Here is a 23943-nt window from a genome sequence, read left to right on the forward strand (position 1 = left end):
AATCCAATGTGGGAGCGAGCTTGCTCGCTCCCACAGATCGTTCCTGAAGGAATCAACCGTGGGCCTGTTTGAACAGTACCGCGATGCCTGGGTGATAATGCCCGGCTTCGTTGCGCAACTTGCGATAGGCGTAAGGGAAGTACCAGGCCACGGCGCAGGTGTTCTCCTTCTGCAGGTCGTCGACCATGTCCTGCAATTCTTCGGGCGTGGCGCTTTGCTGGGCCTTTTGTGGTGAGACGAACAGGCAGCCCAGCTTCAGGTCGCTGGCGTAGCTGATGCGTTTGGCGTCGCTGGTGGCTTCCGACAGCGGTTGGGTCAGGTTCAGGTTGGTGACCTTGGGCCAGCGTTGGGTGGCTTGGATAAAGGCGCGCTCATCGGCGCCGGCGATGAACAGATCGGCGCTGACGTTGCGTTCGCCTTCTTCATTCTGCTTGCGGGTCGGCGCGCTCTGCAGCGTGACCATCTCGGCCATCCAGGCGGCAGCCGACAACAGGCCAAGGTTGGCCCGTTCATCGAACCAGTACGGGGTGTCGTTATCGCCGCGCACGGCGTTGTAGCGGTCGATACAATCAAACCAGCGTTCCAGCACCGGGCGCAGGAATTCCAGCTTTGGATTGCTGATGAGCATGCCTTGCATGTTTTTGCCCTCTTGTTCTTGTGATATCGGGTCATGATGCCTATTTGATATCACTTGCCGTAGCGTGGCACAAGATTGGCGTCATTTTATTGATCGGGGCCAATGTTTGGTGCATGGCCCATGGCGGCTTTAATTGACGCTCCACCCCCAACCCTCTAACCTTCGCCGCTTGTTTCAGGTGCTCTATGACCCCGGTCGATAGAGTGAAACAGGGAAGCCGGTGAGTGCACACGAACCCGGCGCTGCCCCCGCAACGGTAAATGAGTCAACGCTGTGCCTATGCCACTGTGTCGTCGACATGGGAAGGCGCGCAGCCAGGCATTGCGCCGCTCATGAGCCCGGAGACCGGCCTGATTCATCCAACGGCATCACGGTGGGCGATGCCAGGCTTGTTGCCGTCTTTTTTTGTGCCCGCCCGCCGTTATCCAATCCCAACGGAGAGCTCCCATGACCGACACCCCTGATCGCGACGAACGCCACCTGGCGCGCATGCTGCGCAAGAAAGCCGTGATCGACGAGCGCATCGCCAATTCGCCGAACGAATGTGGCTTGCTGCTGGTGCTGACCGGTAACGGCAAAGGCAAGAGCAGCTCGGCGTTCGGCATGCTGGCCCGGTCCATGGGGCACGGCATGCAATGTGGGGTGGTGCAGTTCATCAAGGGGCGCAACAGCACCGGTGAAGAGCTGTTTTTCCGCCGGTTCCCGGAGCAGGTACGTTTTCATGTGATGGGCGAAGGGTTTACCTGGGAAACCCAGGACCGCCAGCGCGACATCGCCGCCGCTGAAACTGCCTGGGCCGTATCGCGGCAATTGCTCAGCGATCCGTCCATTGGCCTGGTGGTGCTTGATGAGCTCAATATCGCCCTCAAGCACGGTTACCTCGACCTCGATCAGGTGTTGAGCGATCTGCAGGCCCGTCCGCCGATGCAGCATGTGGTGGTGACCGGTCGCGGCGCCAAGCCGGAGATGATCGAGCTGGCCGACACCGTGACTGAAATGGGCATGATCAAGCATGCGTTCCAGGCGGGCATCAAGGCGCAGAAAGGCGTCGAACTGTGAGTGATGCTCGCCACTGCCCGGCAGTGCTGATCGCCGCTCCGGCCTCGGGACAAGGCAAGACCACCGTCACCGCGGCGCTGGCCCGGTTGCATCGCAACCAGGGACGCAAGGTGCGCGTCTTCAAGTGCGGCCCGGACTTCCTCGACCCGATGATCCTGGAGCGGGCCAGCGGCGCGCCGGTCTATCAATTGGACATGTGGATGGTCGGCGAGCAGGAGAGCCGTCGGCTGTTGTGGGAGGCCGCCGCTGAAGCAGACCTGATCCTGATCGAAGGGGTGATGGGGCTGTTCGACGGTACCCCGTCCAGCGCTGACCTGGCGCGGCATTTTGGCGTGCCGGTGCTGGCGGTGATCGACGGCACGGCCATGGCCCAGACTTTCGGCGCCCTGGCCCTTGGCCTGGCGCGTTATCAGCCGGACTTGCCATTCGCCGGAGTATTGGCCAACCGCGTCGGCACCCTGCGCCACGCACAATTGCTCGAAGGCAGCCTGACCGAAGGCCTGCGCTGGTACGGCGCGTTGTCCCGGGAAACCGGCATCGAATTGCCCAGCCGTCATCTCGGCCTGGTCCAGGCCCGTGAATTGAATGACCTCGACCTGCGCCTCGACGCGGCGGCCGAGGCCTTGGCCGGCAGTTGCGAAGTAGAGCTGCCGCCAGCGGTGGCATTCGCCGCGCCCGAGGTGATCGCTGTTGAGCCGTGGCTCGCTGGGGTACGCATCGCCGTGGCCCGTGACGAAGCGTTCGCCTTCACCTATGGCGCAAGCCTTGATCTGCTGCGGGCCATGGGCGCGCAATTGAGCTTCTTTTCGCCGATCCATGACAGCGAGCTACCCGAGGCGGACAGCCTGTATCTGCCCGGCGGTTATCCGGAACTGCACCACGTCGCGCTGGCCCGGAACACGGCGATGCTGGCGGCGATCCGTGCCCATCATGCCGCCGACAAACCGTTGCTCGCCGAATGCGGCGGCATGTTGTACCTGCTCGATTCATTGACCGATGTCGACGGCGTGCGCGCCGAACTGCTGGGTTTGCTGGCCGGCGATGCGCAGATGCAGAAGCGCCTGGCGGCCCTGGCGCTGCAATCGGTGGATTTGCCGGAAGGCAACCTGCGTGGGCACACCTATCATCACTCCCTGACCAGCACCGAGGTTGAACCGATTGCCCGTGGGCATAGCCCCAATGGCGGGAGAGGAGCGGAGGCGGTATTCCGGCAGGGGCGGATGACGGCTTCCTATGTGCATTTTTATTTTCCGTCGAATCCGCGGGCGATTGCCGGGTTGTTTGCGCCTGATCCTGAGACCGCTATCGCGAGCAGGCTCGCTCCCACAGGGGATTGTGTGATCTCAAGTGCTGCGCTAGCCAGTGTGGGAGCGAGCTTGCTCGCGAAGAGGCCATGACAGATACCGCTTTCTCCCAGACCGAACGCGAAGCGGTCTACCGCGCCATCGCCGAACGTCGTGACATGCGTCACTTCACCGGCGGCACGGTCGAACCGGCCCTGCTGCGCCGTCTGCTGGAAGCCGCGCACCAGGCCCCCAGCGTCGGCCTGATGCAACCATGGCGATTCATTCGCATCAGCGACCGCGCCTTGCGTGGGCAGATCCGCCAACTGGTGGAGCAGGAACGCGTCCGCACCGCCGAGGCCCTGGGCGAGCGCAGCGATGAGTTCATGAAGCTCAAGGTCGAAGGCATCGACGATTGCGCCGAAGTGCTGGTGGCGGCGTTGATGGATGATCGCGAGCGGCACATCTTCGGTCGCCGGACCTTGCCGGAAATGGACCTGGCCTCGCTGTCCTGCGCAATCCAGAATCTGTGGCTGGCCTCTCGCGCTGAAGGGTTGGGGATGGGCTGGGTATCGCTGTTCGAACCCCAGGCCCTGGCCGACCTGCTGGGCCTGCCCGTCGGGGCCAAGCCGCTGGCGGTACTCTGTCTGGGCCCGGTCGAGGGATTTTATCCGGCGCCAATGCTCGCCCTGGAAGGTTGGGCGCAGCCGCGTCCGCTCAGTGAACTGCTGTATGAAAACCATTGGGGTGTGAGCCCATGAGTGTGGCGTTGCTCAGTGCCGCTGCGGTGGCGCTGGATGCGCTGTTGGGCGAGCCCCGGCGCTGGCATCCGTTGGTGGCGTTCGGTGGCTTTGCCGATCGCATCGAACAACGCTTCAATTCCGGCGGGCGCGGCTGGCGCAGCCACGGGGTGACGGCGTGGATCATCGCCGTGGTGCCGCTGACCCTGCTGGCCACGGCTCTGTCCTGGGCGCCTGTGGTGGGTTGGCTGGTGGAGATCCTGGCGTTGTACTGTGCCCTCGGCCTGCGCAGCCTTGGCGAACATGTCGAGCCGGTGGCGCGGGCGCTGCGCAGTGGTGATCTGGACGAGGCGCGCCTGCGAGTCGGCTATCTGGTCAGCCGCGAGACGGCAGAACTGGACGAGACCGCCGTGGCCCGCGCCGCCACCGAATCGGTGCTGGAAAACGGCAGCGACGCGGTGTTCGCCGCGCTGTTCTGGTTCGCCGTGGCTGGCGCGCCCGGCGTGGTGCTGTACCGCTTGAGCAATACCCTCGACGCCATGTGGGGCTATCGCAATGAACGCTTCGAACGCTTTGGCTGGGCGGCGGCGAAGATCGACGACGTGCTCAACTACATCCCGGCGCGCCTGGTGGCGTTGACCTACGCGCTGCTCGGCAAGACCCGCCTGGCGCTCAAGTGCTGGCGCACCCAAGGCCCAACCTGGGACAGCCCCAACGCCGGGCCGGTGATGGCCGCGGGTGCCGGCGCGCTGGGCGTCGAGCTGGGCGGGGCGGCGGTTTATCACGGCGAACTGCACCAACGTCCGCCCTTGGGCGAAGGCTTGTCGGCGAGTGCCGACTCCATCGATCGCGGCTGGCAATTGGTCCAGCGCGGGGTATGGTTGTGGTTGCTGATTCTCTGCCTGGGAGCTGAGTTTTATGCTTGAACACGGTGGACGCCTGCGCAACGCGGCCCGGCAATACGGCATTGCCGAGGCGGATTGGCTCGACCTGTCCAGCGGCCTGGCGCCCTGGCCATTCGACGTCCCGGTTATTCCCCAGCGGGCCTGGGCACGCCTGCCGGAAACCGATGATGGTTTGGAGCAGGCCGCCTGCGATTACTACGGTGCGTTGGATGTGCTGCCGGTGGCCGGTTCGCAGATGGCTATTCAGTTGTTGCCGCGTTTGCGTCGGGCCGGCAAGGTCGGCGTGCTTTCGCCGTGTTATGCCGAACATGCCGAAGCCTGGCGCCGCAGTGGCTACATCGTGCGCGAAGTGTTGGCGTCGGAGGTGGATTTCTTCATCGACAGCCTCGATGTGCTGGTGGTGGTCAATCCGAACAATCCCACGGGCCTGAGCCTTGCGCCCGAGCGCTTGCTGGACTGGCATGCCCGCCTGGCCCAGCGCGGTGGCTGGCTGGTGGTGGATGAAGCCTTCATGGACATCACACCGGCGCTGAGCCTGGCGGCGCACACCCATCTGGTCGGGTTGATCGTGCTGCGTTCGTTTGGCAAGTTCTTTGGCCTGGCCGGGGTGCGCCTGGGTTTTGTCTTGGCCGAGCGCCGCTTGCTCAAGTTGCTCGCCGAACAGGTCGGGCCATGGGCCGTCAGCGGGCCGACCCGGGTCTTGGGCCAGGCGTGCTTGCTGGACAGCGACGCCCACGCCCGTCAACGCCAACGCTGCGAAGCCACCAGCCAACGCCTGGCGCTGGTGCTCGAGCATCACGGTTTCAAGCCTCAGGGCGGCTGCGGATTGTTCCAGTGGCTGGTCACCGAGCACGCCGAGGGGCTTCACGATTTCATGGCCCATCGCGGCATTCTCCTGCGGTTGTTCACCAGTACCGGCAGCCTGCGCTTCGGACTGCCGGCTGACGACGGCGAATTCCTGCGCCTCGAACAGGCCTTCGAGGCCTACGCCAAGGACGTTCAATGACCACAGTGATGGTGCAGGGCACCACCTCCGATGCTGGCAAAAGTACCTTGGTTACGGCGCTGTGCCGCTGGGTCAGGCGCCAGGGTGTGAGCGTGGTGCCGTTCAAGCCGCAGAACATGGCCCTCAACAGCGCCGTGACCGCCGACGGCGGCGAAATTGGCCGCGCCCAAGCCGTGCAGGCCCAGGCCGCCGGGCTCGAACCGCATACCGACATGAACCCGGTGCTGCTCAAGCCCAACAGCGACACCGGCGCCCAGGTGATCATCCATGGCCGCGCCGTCACCACCATGAATGCCGTGGCCTATCACGATTACAAAGCCATCGCGATGCAAGCCGTGCTCGCCTCCCACGCGCGCTTGAGCGCGGCCTATCCGGTGGTGATGGTGGAGGGCGCCGGCTCCCCGGCGGAGATCAATCTGCGCGCCGGTGATATCGCCAACATGGGTTTTGCCGAGGCGGTGGACTGCCCGGTGCTGCTGATCGCCGATATCAACCGTGGCGGCGTGTTCGCCCATCTGGTCGGTACGCTGGAGTTGCTTTCCCCCAGCGAGCAGGCGCGGGTCAAGGGCTTCATCATCAACCGTTTTCGCGGCGACATCGCCTTGCTGCAACCGGGCCTGGACTGGTTGGAGGCGCGCACCGGCAAACCGGTGATCGGCGTGTTGCCGTACGTGATGGACCTGCACCTGGAAGCCGAGGACGGCCTCGACCAACGCCAGGCCGACAAGGCCGAGCAAGTGCTCAAGGTGGTGGTGCCGGTGTTGCCGCGCATCAGCAACCACACCGATTTCGATCCGCTGCGCCTGCACCCCCAGGTCGACCTGCAATTCATCGGCCCCGGCCAAACCATCCCGCCGGCCGACCTGATCATCCTGCCCGGTTCAAAAAGCGTGCGCAGCGACCTGGCCTATCTGCGCGCCAACGGTTGGGACACGGCGATCCAGCGTCACCTACGCTACGGCGGCAAGTTGCTGGGCATCTGCGGCGGCTTGCAGATGCTCGGCCAGCACGTCCACGACCCGCTGGGGCTGGAAGGGGCGGCGGGTTCCAGTGCCGGGTTGGGTTTGCTGGCTTTCGAAACGACCCTGGAACACGAGAAGCAATTGCGCAATGTGCGCGGGCGGTTGGCGTTGGAAGAGGCCGAAGTCAGTGGCTATGAGATTCATGCCGGCGTAACCAGCGGCCCGGCCTTGGAACATGCGGCGGTGCACCTAGAGGACGGTCGTTGCGACGGCGCCCAGAGCCTCGACGGGCAGATTTTCGGCACCTACCTGCACGGGCTGTTCGAGTCGCCCCAGGCCAGCAGCGCGTTGTTGCGTTGGGCCGGGTTGCAGGATGTGCAAACGGTGGACTACCACGGCTTGCGCGAGCGGGACATCGAGCGGTTGGCGGATCTGGTGGAGCGGCATTTGGATACTGGGCTGCTGCGTGAACTTTGTGGGATTTGAGGTGGCTGTACCGCCGTCATCGCGAGCAGGCTCGCTCCCACATTGGATCTCGGATGACCACAGAATTCATGTACACCCTAGATCAACTGTGGGAGCGAGCCTGCTCGCGATGGGGCCGGCAGCGACACCGCCTATTTGAAAGGTAAAAAACATGCTGCAACTCATCCTCGGCGGCGCCCGCTCCGGCAAGAGTCGCCTGGCGGAAAAGCTCGCCACGGACACCCGATTCCCCGTGACCTACATCGCCACCAGCCAACCCCTGGACGGCGAGATGAACGCACGGGTCGCCCAACACCGCGCCCGCCGTCCGGCCGAATGGGCGCTGCTGGAGGAGCCCTTGGCCCTGGCCCGAGTGCTGCGGGAAAACGCCGCTTCAGGGCAATGCCTGCTGGTGGATTGCCTGACCCTGTGGCTGACCAACCTGCTGATGCTCGACGATCCCGAGCAACTCAATACCGAGCGCGAAGCGCTGCTGGACTGCCTGGCCGCGCTGCCCGGTGAAATCATTTTTGTCAGCAACGAGACCGGCATGGGTGTCGTGCCGCTGGGCGAGTTGACTCGCCGTTACGTCGATGAAGCCGGTTGGCTGCATCAAGCCTTGGCCGAACGTTGTCAGCGCGTCGTGCTGACCGTCGCCGGCCTGCCCCTGACCCTCAAAGGTACTGCGTTATGAATCACCGCTGGTGGCTGGACCCATGCAAGCCCCTCGATACCCAGGCTTTGGAGCAGGCCACGGCCCGTCAGCAACAGCTGACCAAACCCGCCGGTTCATTGGGCCGACTGGAATCGGTGGCGGTGCAACTGGCGGGCCTGCAAGGGCAGGTCAAGCCGAGCCTGGATCGGCTGTGGATCGCGATTTTTGCCGGTGACCACGGCGTGGTGGCTGAAGGCGTATCGGCCTATCCCCAGGAAGTCACTGGGCAGATGCTGCTCAACTTCGTCAGCGGCGGCGCGGCCATCAGCGTTCTGGCGCGGCAACTGGGCGCGTCCCTGGAAGTGGTGGACCTGGGCACCGTGACGCCTTCGCTCGACCTGCCCGGTGTGCGCCATCTGAATGTCGGCCCTGGCACGGCGAATTTCCTCCAGGGCCCAGCCATGACCGCGTCCCAGGGCGAACAAGCCTTGCACGCCGGCCGCGACAGCGTGGCCCGTGCCGTCGCCATCGGGGCGCAACTGTTCATCGGCGGCGAGATGGGCATCGGCAACACCACCGCCGCCAGCGCCCTGGCCTGCGCCTTGCTCGAATGCCCGGTGGCGCATCTGGTGGGGCCGGGCACGGGATTGGACGCGGCGGGCGTCGGCCGCAAGGCCCTGGTAATCGAACGGGCCCTGGCGTTGCACGCTGCCCAGGGCAACGACCCGCTGCAGATCCTGTTCAACCTCGGCGGTTTTGAAATCGCCGCGTTGGTCGGTGCGTACCTGGCCTGTGCCCAGCAGGGCGTCGTCGTGCTGGTGGATGGTTTCATCTGCAGCGTCGCGGCCCTGGTGGCGGTACGCCTCAATCCGGCGTGCCGGTCGTGGTTGCTGTTCGCCCATCGCGGCGCCGAACCGGGCCATCGCCACGTGCTGGAAACCCTCGGCGCCGAACCGCTGCTGGATCTCGGCCTGCGCCTGGGTGAGGGCAGTGGCGCGGCGCTGGCGGTGCCGCTGCTGCGCCTGGCGTGTGACCTGCACGGGCAGATGGCGACGTTTGCCGAAGCGGCCGTGGCGGATCGCCCGGCATGACCTTGCGCCTGGACCTGCTGCGTCACGGCGAAACCGAACTGGGCGGCGGCTTGCGCGGCAGCCTCGACGACGCCTTGACGGCCAGGGGCTGGGAGCAGATGCACACGGCTGTCGCCCAGGGCGGGCCCTGGGATCGCCTGGTCAGCTCACCCTTGCAGCGCTGCGCCCGTTTCGCCGAGCAACTCGGCGCCCGGCTCAACGTGCCGGTGCACCTGGACAAAGACCTGCAAGAGTTGCATTTCGGCGCCTGGGAAGGTCGCAGCGCGGCGGCGTTGATGGACACCGACGCCGAGGCATTGGGCCGGTTCTGGGCCGATCCCTATGCCTTCACGCCCCCCGAAGGCGAGCCGGTGCTGGCGTTTTCCAGCCGCGTCCTGGCGGCGGTCGAACGCCTGCACGCGGCCTATGCCGGTCAGCGGGTCTTGCTGGTCAGCCATGGCGGCGTGATGCGCCTGCTGCTGGCCCAGGCCCGCGGCCTGCCTCGGGAGCAGTTGCTCAATGTCGAAGTCGGTCATGGCGCGCTGTTTTCCCTGGCAGTGTCGGCAGGTTTAGTGCTTAAAGAGGCGCTTTGAACATGTTGCCCTTCTGGATCGCCCTGCAATTTCTCAGCAGCCTGCCGGTTCGCCTGCCTGGCATGCCCGAACCCGAGCAACTGGGTCGTTCGCTGCTGTTCTATCCGCTGGTAGGGCTGGTGTTCGGCGGGCTGTTATGGGTTTTGGATTCGTTGCTGATGGGTGCGCCGTTGCTGCTTCATGCCGCGTTGTTGCTGGCGGCGTGGGTGTTGCTTAGCGGTGGGCTGCATCTGGATGGCCTGGCCGACAGCGCCGATGCGTGGCTCGGCGGTTTCGGCGATCGCGAACGGACGTTGCTGATCATGAAGGATCCGCGCAGCGGGCCGATTGCCGTCGTGACGTTGGTGTTGGTGTTGCTGCTCAAATGGGCAGCGCTGGTGGCGTTGATCGAACAGGAGCAGGCCTTGGCGTTGCTCATCGTGCCGATGCTGGGGCGTGGCGCATTGCTGGGGTTGTTCCTGACGACGCCGTATGTACGTGCCGGTGGGTTAGGCCAGGCGCTCGCCGATCACTTGCCGCGCCGCTCGGGCTGGCAGGTGTTGTCGGCCTGTGCGCTAGCTTGCCTGCTGCTGTTGGGCTGGGCCGGGTTGTGGGCGTTGGGGGTGGCCACGCTGGTCTTCGTCGGGTTGCGACGGATGATGCTGCGCAGGCTGCAAGGCTGCACCGGAGATACGGCAGGCGCCTTGCTGGAACTGCTGGAAACCGCCGTTCTGGTCGCGTTGGCGTTGCGTTGAAGCCGGAGCTTGTCGGCGAGGTAGCGTTCATTTAAATTTGCATTCACTTAATCGCGGGTATATACACGCATCATGCTTCCTTCCCAATGTCTGTGCATCAATCTGCGTCGTGCCGCACGTGGCGTCAGCAGGTATTACGACGGCGCCCTCGACGGCTTCGGGATCAACGTTGCCCAGTATTCTTTGCTGAACAACCTGGCGCGCCTGGATCAACCGAGCATTTCCTCCCTGGCCGAGGCCATGGGCCTGGATCGCAGCACCCTGGGGCGCAACCTGCGGGTGCTCGAAGGCGAGGGACTGGTGGCACTGGCCGAGGGCGACGACCTGCGCAACCGCATCGTCGTGCTCACTGACGCGGGGCACGCCCGGTTGGCGGCGGCGTTGCCGGCGTGGGAAGCGGCGCAACAGAAACTGATCGATAAGCTGGGCGCCGAAAAACGCGCGACCTTGCTGGCCTTGCTGGATGAACTGGCGTGAAGCCGGTTCGTTCGATGATAAGTGGGTATATACCCGCGACTGGAGAATAAAAATGACATCGATGTGGCGTACCTGTGGTTGGGTCCTGGTGGGCAGCGCACTGATCCTGGCGTTGTCCCTGGGCGTGCGGCACGGCTTCGGCCTGTTCCTGGCGCCCATGAGTGCCGAGTTCGGCTGGGGCCGTGAGGTATTCGCCTTCGCCATTGCCTTGCAGAACCTGATCTGGGGCCTGGCGCAGCCTTTCACCGGCGCGCTGGCCGACCGCTTCGGTGCGGCGAAAGTGGTGCTGATCGGCGGTGTGCTCTACGCGCTTGGCCTGGTGTTCATGGGCATGGCCGACTCGCCGTGGTCGTTGTCGCTGAGCGCGGGTCTGTTGATCGGTATCGGCTTGTCGGGCACGTCCTTCTCGGTGATTCTGGGGGTGGTCGGACGAGCCGTGCCGCCGGAAAAACGCAGCATGGGCATGGGCATCGCCAGTGCCGCCGGTTCCTTCGGCCAGTTCGCCATGCTGCCCGGTACGCTGGGGCTGATCGGCTGGCTCGGTTGGTCGGCGGCGCTGCTGGCGCTGGGGCTGCTGGTGGCGTTGATCGTGCCGCTGGTGAGCATGCTCAAGGACGCGCCGTTGCCGGTGGTCGGCCACGAACAGACCCTGGCCGAAGCCTTGCGCGAGGCGTGCAGCCATTCCGGGTTCTGGCTGCTGGCGATTGGTTTTTTTGTCTGCGGTTTCCAGGTGGTGTTCATTGGCGTGCATTTGCCAGCGTACCTGGTGGACCAACACCTGCCCGCCAGCGTCGGTACCACGGTGCTGGCCCTGGTCGGGTTGTTCAACATCTTCGGCACCTACACCGCCGGCTGGCTGGGCGGGCGCATGTCCAAGCCGCGCCTGTTGACCGGGTTGTACCTGGTGCGGGCGGTGGTGATCGGTCTGTTCCTGTGGTTGCCGGTGACCACCACCACGGCCTATGCGTTCGGGATGGCGATGGGCTTGCTGTGGTTGTCGACGGTGCCGTTGACCAATGGCACGGTAGCGACCTTGTTCGGCGTACGAAATCTGTCGATGCTGGGTGGGATCGTGTTCCTGTTCCACCAGTTGGGCTCGTTCCTCGGTGGGTGGTTGGGTGGGGTGGTGTACGACCGCACTGGCAGCTATGACTTGATCTGGCAGGTATCGATCCTGCTCAGCCTGTTGGCGGCGGCGTTGAACTGGCCGGTGCGTGAGCGGCCGGTGGCGCGCCTGCAAGTCCAGGTCGGTGCGGCATGAGTCGCGTCGGTCCATGGCTGATCGCTGCCGGCGCCGGCCTGTTGCTGGCACTCGCCTGGTGGGGCTGGCACCAGGGCGGGTTGGCCGTGATGCAACTGGGCATGGGCACGTGTTGAACAATGGACGGCGGCGGGCGTGGCAGAGTAACGTCGTGGCCTGACGGCAACGCTGATCACCTAAGGCAGTCAAAATCCGTGGCGAGGGAGCTTGCTCCCGCTGGGCTGCGCAGCAGCCCCCTTGTTGTGAGCGCTTCGCGCTGGAGCGCCTGCCCGGTCAAGCGGGAGCAAGCTCTCTCGCCACGGGTTCAGTGTTTTTCTTAAGTGAACTGCAATGGATGGTTTGACATGCTTTTAAGGAAATCCGACATGTTGATGCGCTGGTTTGCTGCTTCCGCCCTGTTGCTCGCTGTGACCGGGCAAGTCTGGGCCGCCGGTTGCCCGCCGTTGCTGGAGGGCTCGCTGCCCAAGCTGCGGGCCAAGGAAACCGTCGATCTGTGCCAGCGCTTCGCCGGCAAGCCGTTGGTGGTGGTCAACACCGCCAGCTTTTGTGGATTTGCCCCGCAGTTCAAAGGCCTCGAAGCGTTGAACCAGCGCTACAAGGGCGAAGGCTTGCAAGTGCTCGGCGTACCGTCCAACGATTTCAAACAGGAGTCCAAGGATGGCGCTGAAACGGCCAAGGTCTGCTACGTCAATTACGGCGTGACCTTCACCATGACCGAACCTCAGCCGGTGCGCGGTGCGGATGCGATACCGCTGTTCAAGCACCTGGCTGAACAAGCCGGCGCGCCGAAATGGAATTTCTACAAGTACGTGGTGGACCGCCAGGGCAAGGTCGTTGGCAGTTTTTCCAGCCGGATCAAGCCTGACGATCCCGATTTCATCAAGGCTGTGGAAACAGCCATCGCTTCCAAACCCTGATCGCCAGCCATGAATAAGCCCCGCCTCTTCGCAGAGAGCGGGGCTTTTTTTCGCTTCAGGTGGCGATTGGTTCAGGTTCGCCGGAAAACATCAGAAGCGGTAGGTTGCGCCGACACCGAAACCGTTGGCGCTGTTTTCGTATTTGGCGTTGTAGGACTGGCCGAGGGCATTGCTGCCACTGACGTTAACTTTTTCTTCCTTGAGGTAGGAATAAGCCACGTCGATGGTCAGGTCGTCGGTCGGGCTCCAGCCAGCGCCCAGGCTGAAGATGGTCCGGTCGCCGGTCGGGATGCGTGGCGAACGGTCCTGGTTGTTGGTCGGCGCCTGGTCGAAGGACAGGCCGGTACGCAGCACCCACTGCTTGTTCAACTGGTAGGAGGTACCGATGGCGTAGGCCCAGGTGTCGTGCCAGTTTTGCTCTTCGGTGATGGTGCCGAGAGCTGGGTTCACAAAACCGCCGCCAGTGCTGGTGCCTTCGTTTTCCACGGTGATTTCTTTCAGACGGCTCCAGCGAGTCCAGGTGCTGCCGGCGTAGACGGTCCAGGCATCATTGATTTGCTGGGTGACCGAAAAGTCCACCGACTCAGGCGTGGTGATGTCCAGCGAAGCGTCGTAGCGTGCGCCACTCAGTACGGCAGGAGGAGTGCCTGCACCTGGGTTGACTTCGGTGTGGCCTTCAAGTTTGTACTTGACCTTGGAATGGTAGGTCAGGCCGACACGAGTGGTGTCGGTTGCCTGGACTAGCACACCAATGTTGTAGCCGTATCCAATGTCGTCACCCTTGATCTCCACGCCGGCCTCAGGCAGGCCTGGTACGCCCAGATCCGATTCCAGGGAGCCGGAAAGACGGTTGATGGTCGGGCCGAAACCGATCGATACCTTGTCGTTGAAGGCATAGCTGACGGTTGGCTGGAACGTGACGACTTTCACTTCGCTCTTGCTGCCGAAACTCCGTCCCTGGAAGCCGTTTTCATAATCGGTGATCAAGCCAAACGGTGCGTAGACACCCAGGCCGAATGCCCATTGATCATCGATGGGCTTGACGTAATAACCCATCGGAACGCCAGTGAGCGGGACCATGTCGCCCTTGTTGGTGCCGGACTGGGTGCCGCTGGCATCGTCGATATCGGTGGAGGCATCAATGGCGGCGAAGCCACCGGTGACTTGCTGGCGCTTGAGGCGCGACATGCCGGCAGGGTTGCCAAATACGGTGCTTGCATCATCGGCAACAGAAGAACGACCAGCGAAACCAGTGCCCATGCCACTGATGCTTTGTTCGTTCAAGGCAAAGCCACTGGCGAAAAGTTGAGTGGATGCCAAGGTAACGGCAAGGCCAAGGGTGGTTTTGAGCATCATTTTTTTCATTGTTAGAACTCCTGGTGATCACCGGGGCGAAAATTACCAACATTTTCGTTCAAGCGCTATAGCCTGGATGGCTTGATTTAGAGCGGTTTTGTAGGACAATCCGACCAGATTCGCGACCGTTGTAGGAACTTTCCAAATTTCCCGTCAGCAAGCGACTTGGTTCAGAGGCGAAACACAGCTTTGCCAGGCGCAGGTGAAATCTCGCAGGCGCCCTTGGGGGTGAAAGGTCTGGCGCCAGATGCGGGCCATGCCCAGCAGGTCATCGGTTTCGGGAAGCGGGGTGTTCTGTTCCTCCACCAACAGCCAGGCAATGGCGGTGGCGTAGCGCAGGTTGACGGTCAGTTCCAGGTGCGGGCCGCTGAGAAAGGCGTGCTGGCTGGCCAGGCCACGTACCAGGCTGGCACGTTCCGGGTCCAGCGCCAGGTAATGGTCCCAGAGTGCCTGGTGTCGGGGTTCGGTAATGCGATACAGGCCATGCCCGCGTCGATCATGCAGGGCTGAGCCCAGGGCAGACTGGCTGGCGGCAATGCCCAGTAACAAGGATTCCGCCGTTGCGCTGTGGCGCTCAAGGTAGAGGAGCGTCGGGCGGATCACATATCGACACAGTTCGCTGGCTGCGATACCCATAAAACCCTCGAAGCGTGAAAGGGGCGGAGCCTGAAGAGTGTGGCCTTGGCAGCGGTGGATCGGTCCAGGCCCCGCCGGAAGCGGATCATGCCGCTTGACTTGAAGTGTAGTGTCATATTTGCGCTGTAAAGGACTGTTTTTAAAACATCTTCAACGAACGGTTATAACTGTTATATCCCTTGGTGCTTACGCCGTTTCGCTCGATCGAGAAATTCCGGGCAATAAAAAGCCCCGCTTTCTGGGCGGGGCCTTTGGGGTTTCAGCCTTTCTGGCGTCTCAGGCAACCAGTGCCTGGCGAGTACGCTCGATCACGGCCTGCAGCGGTTCAGCGCTGGAGTACTGATCGGGGTAGAGGCGTTCGCTGTGACGGGCGATGCCGTGTTCGTTGACCAGGGTGAAGCTGAAGCAGCCTTTGCGAGCGGCCATGATCAGGCAGTTCATCGGGGCAAAAGCGTTGGTTAGGGTGCGGATAGCATCCTGTGCATGGATTTGATTGGACATGTTATGGGTGTTCCTACAAATGACACGGTTAAGAACCGTGCAACGTTAAAACGTTCCAGTAACGTCGACCACCATTGGTCGAACGAAGAACCCGACTGGAACAAAGCAGCCAGTTTGAGCGCTATATAGAGTGCGCGCTTGGGCTGGCAGGTAGGTACTTAGGAGGGCAGGCAACACAGCGAGGGCAAAGGTTCTGGGCCCGGGGTGAAGATCCTGATCAATTTTGCAGGTTGGTTCGGTCAGAGTAATGAGCCTGGCAACACCCTTTGCGTTCGATCAAAGGCTGTGTTGGCGCAAGATTTACCTGGAAACCATCGAGGGGGTCGGTCTCTTTTTTCGGTGAGGCGTCCTTTGAAGGATGGCTGACCGTGGAGATGTGTTCGACCCGGAATTGACTTTCAGCTTGGTACTAACGCTGCGGATACTAACGGATTGAACCCATGAAGGGAAGGGCGTTGGTTAAAAAATATTCAAATAACGCGATAAACCAGGGGGAGTGAGCGATCTATATCACAGGATTCAAGTGCGCGCAGATGCGCCCGTGCCAGCGACGCCGCGCGCGAGGCCTCAGGTTATCCCCAGGTTTTACCGCCAGATGCGCCAAAAAATTGCAGCGTTATAACCAGTTCGGCTGTTACTTGTGCACACTCGCTACACCACTTGTCACCGTACTGTCATGTCGAAACAATCCGGGGTGGGTGCCTGTATCCAAAATTTAAGTCAATGAAAAACATCGCTTTTTTTTACTGGTGAAAAAATCGTCAGTTTGAGCGCAGGCCCCGTTCCACAGGGCTTTGCGCGGGTTCAGGGTGGGTTGTCCACTGAGTTATCCACAGCTTCTGTGGATTGTCCCAAGCGCTTGCTCTAGCACGGGCGTGCTGGTTTTTTTCGGCTTTACCCGTACGAAAAAAGGAGTAGAGTGGCGCGCCTTCCGATCTGTCCCACAGTGTTTTATGAAGTTTCGCTCAGTATCAAATCCTGTTACCTCCGTACCCCCTCGTGTTACCCCACCCAAGCGAATTTCGATGCGGCTGGCTGAGTGGCTACTCGACAGCCCGCGACTGGGGGACAGCCCCAGCGTGAAGCACTTGGCCGGCCGTCTACTCAAGCAACCGGCCCGTGAAGGCGTGGTGGCTGCGCAAAGTCGCCTCGGGCAGTTGATGTGCCGTGAGTGCGGCAACGCCCGGGATCGACGCATCGGCCACGACCTGCTGCGCCAGGCCGCGCGGGCCGGTGATGATCGTGCTCGGCGGGCCCTCGGTGAAATCCAAGACTGAAAACGCAGACTGCGCTGGGCAACCCCCAGCCGCTTGGTTAACCTTCGGGCTTTATTTGATCGGCAGGAATTGTCATGGCTATGGATTTGACCAGCCTGTTGCTTGGCCTGGCAGGCGCTGCGCTGCCGTTGCTGGCACTGGCCTGGCACCTGCAACGTCAGGCCAGTGTCGCGCAGACCGAGCTGGCCCTGCTGGAAGAGCGCCTGGCTACTGCCCACATGGCTCACGATGGCCTCAACGCCCAGCTCGATGCCTGTCGCGACGAGATCAGTGACCTGAGCCAGGCCAACGCCGCCAAGCAAGCCGAGCTTGCCGCGGCCTGTCGTGAAGTCGAGTTGTTGCAGATCGAACGCGACAATGCCCGGGATGCGGCCCACGCCTGGAACCTCGAACGCGCCAACAAGGAAGCGGAACTGCGGCGGCTCGATGCCCAGGCGGCGTCGTTGCATGCCGAACTGCGCGAGCAGCAGGAAAGCCACCAGCAACGCCTGGATGACCTGCAAGGTTCGCGAGACGAGTTGCGGGCACAGTTCGCCGAGCTTGCCGGGAAGATCTTCGACGAACGTGAACAGCGCTTCGCCGAAACCAGCCAGCAGCGCCTGGGCCAGTTGCTCGATCCGTTGAAGGAGCGCATCCAGTCCTTCGAAAAGCGCGTCGAAGAAAGTTATCAGGCCGAGGCCCGGGAACGTTTCTCCCTGGGCAAGGAGCTGGAGCGCTTGCAACAACTGAACCTGCGCTTGAGCGACGAGGCGACCAACCTCACTCGGGCGCTCAAGGGCCAGAAGACCCAAGGCAACTGGGGCGAGCTGATCCTGGAGCGGGTACTCGAACATGCAGGCCTGGAGAAGGGCCGCGAGTATCAGACCCAGGTCAGCCTCAAGGGCCCGGACGGCGAGCGTTTCCAGCCGGACGTGTTGATTTATCTGCCGGGCGACAAGCAAGTGGTGGTCGATTCCAAGGTCAGTCTCACGGCCTATCAGCAGTACGTGGCCGCCGAGGACGACGCCATCGGTCAACACGCCCTCAAGCAACATGTGGCGTCATTGCGCGCCCATGTCAAAGGCCTGGCCGGCAAAGACTATAAACGCCTGGATGGCCTGCACAGCCTGGATTTCGTGCTGTTGTTCGTGCCCATCGAAGCGGCGTTTTCCGCCGCCCTGCAAGCCGAGCCGAACCTGTTCCAGGAAGCCTTCGACCGCAATATCGTGATTGTCAGCCCGACCACTTTGCTGGCGACCTTGCGGGTGATCGACAGCTTGTGGAAACAGGAGCGCCAGAGCCAGAACGCCCGGGAAATTGCCGAGCGGGCCGGGTGGCTGTATGACAAATTCGTCTTGTTTATTCAGGACCTGGACGAGATCGGCAGTCGTTTGCAGCAGTTGGACAAAGCCTACAGCGCGGCACGCAATAAACTGACAGAAGGGCGCGGCAACCTGATCAGCCGTAGTGAACAGCTCAAACTGCTCGGCGCCCGGGCCAGCAAGAGCTTGCCGGCGGAGTTGCTCGAGCGAGCGATGACGGGGGCGGATGGCTTGCCCGAGTTGTCCGAAGAAGCCGAACCTTCTCAAGACTGAAGCAAGCCCTAAGGCTGAAGCAAAACCCAAGGCTGAAGCAAAGCCCAAGGCTGAAGCAAAGCCCAAGGCTGAAGCAAAGCCCAAGGCTGAAGCAAACCCCTGTGGCGAGGGAGCTTGCTCCCGCTTGAGTGCGCAGCACTCACGAAAAAGGGGGCCGCTGCGCAGCCCAGCGGGAGCAAGCTCCCTCGCCACAGAGGCCACTATGTTCCCAGGATCACGGTGTGGTGCCTACAACGGCAAATGCCGACTCAGCAACGCCCGCAACGCCGCTGGCTTCACCGGCTTGGCCAGGTAATCCAGGCCCGCCGCATGCACCCGGGCCACCGTTTCCGGCCGGCCATCGGCACTGATCACCACCCCCGGCACCGGCTCCCCCATGCGCGTGCGCAACCAGGCCATCAGCTCGGTGCCGGTCTCGCCATCGTCCAGATGAAAATCCACCAGTGCCAGTTGTGGCCGGCCACCCTGGGCCAGCCAACGCTCGCATTCTTCCCGGTTGCGCGCCGTCCACACCTGGCAACCCCAGCGTGTCAGCAGGCTGTTCATGCCGATCAGGATGCTGTCTTCGTTATCGACGCACAGTACCTGCGCGCCGCTTGGCAAATGGCCGTTGGGTTCGGCGACCACGCTGGGTACGGCGGCCTGCGTATGGGCCAGGGGAACGCTGACGCTGAACACGCTGCCGCGCCCTGGCCAGGAGCGTACGCGCAAGGTATGGCCCAGCACGCGGCATAGCCCGTCGGCGATTGCCAGACCCAGGCCCAGGCCTTTTTCGGCACGGGTCTGGTGGCTGTCCAGGCGCTTGAACTCTTCGAAAATCACCTGCAGCTTGTCCTCGGCGATGCCCGGCCCGCGATCCCAGACTTCCAGGCACAATTCGCCGTTGCGCCGACGTACCCCCAGCAGCACCGGCCCCTTGGCGTAGCGGAAGGCGTTGGTGAGGAAGTTCTGCAAGACCCGGCGCAGCAGTTTGATGTCGCTGTCCACCCGCAGGTGCGAACCGCGCACGCGGAATTTCAGGCCCTGTTCCTGGGCCAGGGCGGTGAATTCGGCGCCGAGGATATCGAACAGTTCGTTGAGGACGAAGGGCTTGCGGTCCGGGTTGATCTTGCCGTTTTCCAGGCGGGAAATGTCCAGCAGGTCGCTGATCAGGTCTTCGGCGGAGCGCAGTGAGCTGTCCAGGTGCTGCACCAGTTGTCGCGCTTCGTCCGGCAAGTCGTTGCACTGGTGGGACAGCGCGGCGGAGAACAGCCGCGCGGCGTTGAGCGGTTGCATCAGGTCGTGGCTGACCGCTGCCAGGAACCGCGTCTTGGATTGATAGGCCGCTTCGGCGGTGCTCTTGGCTTCGGTCAGGGCCAGGTTCAGTTGGGACAATTCCCGGGTGCGTTCGGCCACCCGTTGCTCCAGCCCCTCGTTAGCTTCGGTCAGCGCTTGCGCGGCCTCACGGAAAGCGGTGATGTCGGTGAAGCTCATGACGAAACCGCCGCCAGGCATCGGGTTCCCGATCAGCTCGATGACTCGGCCATTGGGGAACAGCCGCTCAGAGGTGTGGGCGCGGCCCTGGCGCATCCAGTGCAGGCGTCGGGCGACGTGGACTTCCGCTTCGCCAGGGCCGCAGAGGCCGCGCTCGGCGTTGTAGCGAATGATGTCGGCAATGGGCCGGCCAACACTGATCAAGCCGTCCGGATACTTGAACAGCTCCAGGTAGCGACGGTTCCACGCCACCAGTCTGAGGGACTGATCGACCACGCTGATGCCCTGGGTGATGTTCTCGATGGCACCTTGCAGCAAGGCGCGGTTGAACTGCAGCACTTCCGACGCTTCGTCGGCGATCCGGACGACGTCTTCGAGCTGCATCTCCCGACCTTCAATGGCGGCTTTTACCACAGCTCTTGTCGAAGAAGCCCCAAGTACACCGGCCAGCAGGCGTTCGGTGTGGGCGATCCATTCGCTGTCGGCGTTCTGGGTCGGGTTGAAGCCTTTGCCCTGGCGGTAGGCAAAACGGATGAAACTCTGCCGCGCCCGTTCTTCGCCGACGAAGCGCGCGGCCAGTTGCAACAGGTCTTCGATGTGTACCGCCAGCATTGAACGGGGGTTGGGACGGGCGCTGATTTCCTGGCCGATGAAGCGTCCGGCCTGCCAATGTTCCGAAACGCGTGTGCGCGACAGCACGGAGATCCAGGCAAACACGGTGAAGTTGCCGGCCAGGGACAGGACCACCCCTTGGGTCAGTGGCGTAATCGGCAAGTTCAATGGGTTGCCGTGCAACCAGGCCAGGCCCGGGAAGCTGCTCAGCGACCAGCCCAGGCTGTGGGCGGCGATCGGCAGCACCAAGGTGTAGAACCACAGGAAAATCCCTGTGGCGAGGCCGGCGAACACGCCGCGGCGGTTGGCCTGTTTCCAGTACAGCGCGCCGAGCATGGCAGGGGCCAGTTGGGTCACGGCGGCGAAGGCGATCTGGCCGATGGTCGCCAGGCTCGCCGTCGAACCCAGCAGGCGGTAGCTGACATAGGCCAGTAACAGGATCACCACGATGCTCACCCGTCGCACCGAGAGCATCCATTGGCGGAACACTTCGAAAGGCCGTTCGGCGTTGTTGTGGCGCAGCAGCCAGGGCAACAGCATGTCGTTGGAAACCATGGTGGACAGGGCCACGCTGGCGACGATCACCATGCCGGTCGCCGCCGAGGCGCCACCAATGAACGCCAGCACTGCCAGGGCCGGATGGGCCTGGGCCAGCGGCAGGCTGATGACGAACGAGTCCGGTAGCACGGAACTGGGCAGCATCATTTGCCCGGCGAGGGCGATGGGCACCACGAACAGCGCGGCCAGGGCCAGGTAGGCAGGGAATACCCATTTGGCCAGGCGCAGGTCCTGGGGCTCGATGTTCTCTACCACGGTCACATGGAACTGCCGTGGCAAGCAGATGATTGCCATCATCGCCACCCCGGTCTGCACCACCATGGACGGCCAGTTGATGGTTTCTTTCCAGTATTGCTCCAGGCGTGGGGCGAGCATCGCCTGGTTGAACAGGTCGTCGAAGCCGTCGTAAAGACCGAACGTCACGAACGCGCCGACCGCCAGGAAGGCGAACAGCTTGACCAGGGATTCGAAGGCAATCGCCAGCACCATGCCGCGGTGGTGCTCGGTGGCATCGAGGTTGCGCGTACCGAACACGATGGTGAACAGCGCCAGGATCAGCGAGACGATCAGCGCGGTGTCCTGGGCGCGGGTGCCCATGGCGTCGGCGCCGGCACCGATCAGCAGGTTCACCCCGAGCACGATGCCCTTGAGCTGCAAGGCAATGTACGGCAACACACCGACCAGACAGATCAGCGCGACCACTACTGCCAGGGACTGGGACTTGCCATAGCGGGCGGCGATGAAGTCGGCAATGGAGGTGATGTTCTCCTGCTTGCTGATCATCACCATCTTCTGCAGGACCCACGGCGCCAGCACCAATAGCAGGATCGGCCCGAGGTAGATCGGCAGGAAGGACCAGAGCTGTTCGGCGGCCTGGCCGACTGCACCGAAGAACGTCCAGCTGGTGCAGTACACCGCCAGCGACAGGCTGTAGACCCAGGCGCGCATGCGTGGCGGCAGCGGCGTGCTGCGCCGGTCACCGTAGAAGGCGATGGCGAACATGATGGCCATATAGGCCAGGGCGACAACGGCGATCAGCCCGCTGGACAACGACATGGAAACTCCCGGACAAAGACACCGGGACCTGGGCCCGGCAGGACAGTCTCGCACGCCGGCCCGGGTTCGTCAGTGTCGACCAAGGTCGAGGCGTGGCGGGGAGTCGCGGGTTGCGATCAGCATTGGGTTATAGGGTGTTCTGGCGGGCCTCATCGCGAGCAGGCTCGCTCCCACATTTGATTGGGGGTGAACCATGGATTTGTATTCACCTCAGGTCCCTTGTGGGAGCGAGCCTGCTCGCGAAGGCGGCTTTACTGACCCAACGCGATATCCACCAACCGATACAACTCCTCGACCGCCAACGGCGCGGTGGCGAAGAGGATGCGAAACACCGTCGGCGCCACTACCACATTGATCAACCGCTCGACGCCAGGGTTCGGCGCATCTGGGTAGCGATCCAGGATGATCTGCAACTGGGTACTGAGGATGCCCACGCAATGCCCCGGGGTGGCGCAGGCCTGGATGTCGCGCATCATGTTGCGACCGGGCTCGGAACTCATTTCGTCCAGGTACTGCTCGGCCCAGGCGCGCAGGTCGCCGCGCAGGCTGCCGGTGTTGACCGGTTCGCTGTCGGGGCGCATGCGGGCGATGGCGACGTCGGCGAGCAGCGCCGGCAAATCGCCCCAGCGCCGATAGATGGTGGACGGCGTCACCCCGGCGCGTGCAGCGATTTGCGGCACGGTCAGGGTGGCGCGGTCCTGCTCTTGCAGCAGGGCGCGGACCGCCGAATGAATCGATTCCTGGACCCGGGCGCTTCGACCGCCGGGGCGTAAACCTTCTTTAATAGCCATGCATCGGACCTTAACACAAAGAATTTGCTTTAAGCACACGTCGGTAGCACACTCCGCAAAAGCAAAAAATTAGCTTTTGCGAATGTTCTTGTGGAGCGTGCCCATGTCCCGTCCAGCTTCGACCCGCGCCAGCCTGATCTTCCTGGCGCTCACCTTGCTCGGTTTTCTCGCCGCGTCCAGCGCGCCGACGCCGTTGTATCACCTCTATCAGGAACAGTTGCAATTTTCCCCGGCGATCCTGACGCTGATTTTCGGTGTCTACGCATTCAGTTTGTTGGCGGCCTTGCTGACCGTGGGCTCGCTGTCGGATTACCTGGGGCGCAAGCCGGTGATCTTCGTGGCGCTGTTGCTCAATATGCTGGCGATGTTGCTGTTCATCAATGCGGACAGTGTCTCCTGGCTGATCGGCGCCCGCTTGATCCAGGGCTTCGCCACGGGCATGGCCACCAGCGTGCTGGGCGCTGCGTTGCTGGACTTCGACCGCCGACAAGGCCCGCTGATTACCAGCGTCGCGCCCTTGTTGGGCATGGCGTGCGGGGCGTTGGGCTGCGGCCTGTTGGCGGAGTTCGCGCCGCTGCCGCTGCAACTGACTTACTGGATTCTGCTGGGGCTGTTCCTGATTCAGGCCCTTTATATCTGGCGTCTGGCGGAGAGCGTCAGCCCGCAACCCGGTGCCTGGCAGTCGCTGCGTCCGACCTTGCATGTGCCGGTCCAGGCGCGGCGGGCCTTGTGGCTGATACTGCCGCTGAACCTGGCGGCCTGGGCGGTGGGCGGTTTCTATTTGTCCTTGGCGCCTTCCCTGGTGCGGGCCGCGACCGGGTCGACATCCAACCTGATCGGCGGTGCACTGGTGGCGGTGTTGACGCTCACCGGCGCGTTGTCCATCTATACGCTGCGCAACCAGGAAGCCGACAAGTTGCTGCGCCTGTCCGCGAGCCTGTTGGTGATCGGCCTGGCGCTGGTGCTGGTCGCGGTACACGGCGGCAGTTTGCCGTTGTTCTTCATTGGCACGCTGGTGACCGGCAGCGGTTTCGGCGCCGGGTTCCTGGGGGCGTTGCGCAGCATCATGCCGCTGGCCTTGCCCCACGAGCGGGCCGGTTTGATGTCGGCGTTTTATGTCCTCAGCTACCTGGCGTTCAGCCTGCCATCGTTGCTGGCCGGGAATCTGACGCGGGTGTTCGGGTTGATCCCGACGACCGATGGTTATGGCGCGGTGCTGATCGTGCTGTCGGCCGCTGCGTTGCTGGGGTTATCGCGTCAGTCGGTAAAGCCGGCAGGCGAGGGTGTTCGGCCTTGAAGCCGTGAGTGCAGGCGCCGCTGGCAGTGGGTTAGTCTTGGCGTCTCA

General features: G+C 63.0%; 22 protein-coding genes and 1 riboswitch. Of the genes, 16 read left to right on the forward strand and 6 right to left on the reverse strand.

All coding sequences use genetic code 11. The annotated features are described in order from the left end of the window. Positions 1-52: 52 nt before the first annotated feature. Positions 53-637 (reverse strand): hypothetical protein, encoded by a 585-nt coding sequence (locus GN234_RS25870; RefSeq protein ID WP_176689258.1) that lies wholly within the window; start codon positions 635-637, stop codon positions 53-55. Between the two features lie 159 nt (positions 638-796). Continuing rightward, a riboswitch (cobalamin riboswitch) is annotated at positions 797-1005 on the forward strand. Positions 1006-1084: 79 nt separating this feature from the next. Here GN234_RS25870 and cobO point away from each other — a divergent pair. The 13 genes from cobO to GN234_RS25935 all read left to right on the forward strand — a co-directional run bounded on the left by cobO (position 1085) and on the right by GN234_RS25935 (position 12764). Then, positions 1085-1696, forward strand: a complete 612-nt coding sequence (cobO, locus tag GN234_RS25875) for a cob(I)yrinic acid a,c-diamide adenosyltransferase (protein WP_176689259.1) — start codon at positions 1085-1087, stop codon at positions 1694-1696. Continuing rightward, entirely contained in the window at positions 1693-3093 is a 1401-nt protein-coding gene (locus GN234_RS25880) for a cobyrinate a,c-diamide synthase (protein WP_176689260.1), read from the forward strand. The genes cobO and GN234_RS25880 overlap by 4 nt, the downstream gene beginning before the upstream one ends. Continuing rightward, positions 3090-3740 (forward strand): 5,6-dimethylbenzimidazole synthase, encoded by a 651-nt coding sequence (gene bluB, locus GN234_RS25885; protein ID WP_176689261.1) that lies wholly within the window; start codon positions 3090-3092, stop codon positions 3738-3740. Before GN234_RS25880 ends, bluB begins: the two co-directional genes overlap by 4 nt. Then, positions 3737-4645, forward strand: coding sequence for an adenosylcobinamide-phosphate synthase CbiB (cbiB, locus tag GN234_RS25890; protein ID WP_176689262.1), 909 nt, complete (start codon positions 3737-3739; stop codon positions 4643-4645). The genes bluB and cbiB overlap by 4 nt, the downstream gene beginning before the upstream one ends. Continuing rightward, positions 4638-5630 (forward strand): threonine-phosphate decarboxylase CobD, encoded by a 993-nt coding sequence (cobD, locus tag GN234_RS25895; RefSeq protein ID WP_176689263.1) that lies wholly within the window; start codon positions 4638-4640, stop codon positions 5628-5630. The genes cbiB and cobD overlap by 8 nt, the downstream gene beginning before the upstream one ends. Then, positions 5627-7078: a cobyric acid synthase gene (locus GN234_RS25900; RefSeq protein ID WP_176689264.1), complete on the forward strand. Its 1452-nt coding sequence runs from the start codon at positions 5627-5629 to the stop codon at positions 7076-7078. Before cobD ends, GN234_RS25900 begins: the two co-directional genes overlap by 4 nt. A gap of 151 nt (positions 7079-7229) precedes the next feature. Further along, positions 7230-7751 (forward strand): bifunctional adenosylcobinamide kinase/adenosylcobinamide-phosphate guanylyltransferase, encoded by a 522-nt coding sequence (gene cobU / locus GN234_RS25905; protein ID WP_176689265.1) that lies wholly within the window; start codon positions 7230-7232, stop codon positions 7749-7751. After that, positions 7748-8803 (forward strand): nicotinate-nucleotide--dimethylbenzimidazole phosphoribosyltransferase, encoded by a 1056-nt coding sequence (gene cobT, locus GN234_RS25910; RefSeq protein ID WP_176689266.1) that lies wholly within the window; start codon positions 7748-7750, stop codon positions 8801-8803. The genes cobU and cobT overlap by 4 nt, the downstream gene beginning before the upstream one ends. Then, positions 8800-9375, forward strand: a complete 576-nt coding sequence (cobC, locus tag GN234_RS25915) for an alpha-ribazole phosphatase family protein (RefSeq protein ID WP_163857199.1) — start codon at positions 8800-8802, stop codon at positions 9373-9375. The genes cobT and cobC overlap by 4 nt, the downstream gene beginning before the upstream one ends. Before the next feature lie 2 nt (positions 9376-9377). Beyond that, positions 9378-10109, forward strand: a complete 732-nt coding sequence (locus GN234_RS25920; protein WP_163857202.1) for an adenosylcobinamide-GDP ribazoletransferase — start codon at positions 9378-9380, stop codon at positions 10107-10109. A 72-nt stretch (positions 10110-10181) separates the two neighbouring features. After that, positions 10182-10586: a MarR family winged helix-turn-helix transcriptional regulator gene (locus GN234_RS25925; protein ID WP_072348667.1), complete on the forward strand. Its 405-nt coding sequence runs from the start codon at positions 10182-10184 to the stop codon at positions 10584-10586. Between the two features lie 52 nt (positions 10587-10638). Continuing rightward, positions 10639-11847 (forward strand): MFS transporter, encoded by a 1209-nt coding sequence (locus tag GN234_RS25930; RefSeq protein ID WP_163857205.1) that lies wholly within the window; start codon positions 10639-10641, stop codon positions 11845-11847. 365 nt (positions 11848-12212) lie between these two features. Then, on the forward strand, positions 12213-12764 hold the full coding sequence (locus GN234_RS25935; RefSeq protein ID WP_163857209.1) for a glutathione peroxidase: 552 nt from the start codon (positions 12213-12215) through the stop codon (positions 12762-12764). Between the two features lie 90 nt (positions 12765-12854). On the opposite strand, the gene GN234_RS25940 is transcribed toward GN234_RS25935, so the two are convergent. The 3 genes from GN234_RS25940 to GN234_RS25950 all read right to left on the reverse strand — a co-directional run bounded on the left by GN234_RS25940 (position 12855) and on the right by GN234_RS25950 (position 15257). After that, positions 12855-14129: an OmpP1/FadL family transporter gene (locus GN234_RS25940; RefSeq protein WP_163857212.1), complete on the reverse strand. Its 1275-nt coding sequence runs from the start codon at positions 14127-14129 to the stop codon at positions 12855-12857. A 144-nt stretch (positions 14130-14273) separates the two neighbouring features. Continuing rightward, a complete protein-coding gene (locus GN234_RS25945; protein WP_109753998.1) occupies positions 14274-14756 on the reverse strand; it encodes a hypothetical protein in 483 nt (160 codons plus the stop codon). A gap of 276 nt (positions 14757-15032) precedes the next feature. Beyond that, entirely contained in the window at positions 15033-15257 is a 225-nt protein-coding gene (locus tag GN234_RS25950; protein ID WP_053124246.1) for a hypothetical protein, read from the reverse strand. A gap of 953 nt (positions 15258-16210) precedes the next feature. Here GN234_RS25950 and GN234_RS25955 point away from each other — a divergent pair. Both GN234_RS25955 and GN234_RS25960 read left to right on the forward strand, forming a co-directional pair. Then, positions 16211-16534 carry an SEL1-like repeat protein gene (locus GN234_RS25955; protein WP_109753999.1) on the forward strand — a complete coding sequence of 108 codons (324 nt, stop codon included), beginning with the start codon at positions 16211-16213 and terminating at the stop codon, positions 16532-16534. A gap of 188 nt (positions 16535-16722) precedes the next feature. Continuing rightward, positions 16723-18108: a DNA recombination protein RmuC gene (locus GN234_RS25960; protein WP_163858969.1), complete on the forward strand. Its 1386-nt coding sequence runs from the start codon at positions 16723-16725 to the stop codon at positions 18106-18108. Between the two features lie 228 nt (positions 18109-18336). On the opposite strand, the gene GN234_RS25965 is transcribed toward GN234_RS25960, so the two are convergent. Both GN234_RS25965 and GN234_RS25970 read right to left on the reverse strand, forming a co-directional pair. Then, complete coding sequence (locus tag GN234_RS25965) at positions 18337-21807, reverse strand: hybrid sensor histidine kinase/response regulator (RefSeq protein ID WP_176689267.1); 3471 nt, start codon at positions 21805-21807, stop codon at positions 18337-18339. Positions 21808-22058: 251 nt separating this feature from the next. Continuing rightward, a complete protein-coding gene (locus GN234_RS25970) occupies positions 22059-22598 on the reverse strand; it encodes a TetR/AcrR family transcriptional regulator (protein ID WP_109754002.1) in 540 nt (179 codons plus the stop codon). A gap of 103 nt (positions 22599-22701) precedes the next feature. On the opposite strand from GN234_RS25970, the gene GN234_RS25975 reads away from it, so the two are divergent. Beyond that, positions 22702-23895 (forward strand): MFS transporter, encoded by a 1194-nt coding sequence (locus GN234_RS25975; RefSeq protein WP_176689268.1) that lies wholly within the window; start codon positions 22702-22704, stop codon positions 23893-23895. Positions 23896-23943 lie beyond the last annotated feature (48 nt).

It is taken from the genome of Pseudomonas bijieensis (genome assembly GCF_013347965.1).
GTDB classification, from domain to species: Bacteria; Pseudomonadota; Gammaproteobacteria; order Pseudomonadales; family Pseudomonadaceae; genus Aquipseudomonas; species Aquipseudomonas bijieensis.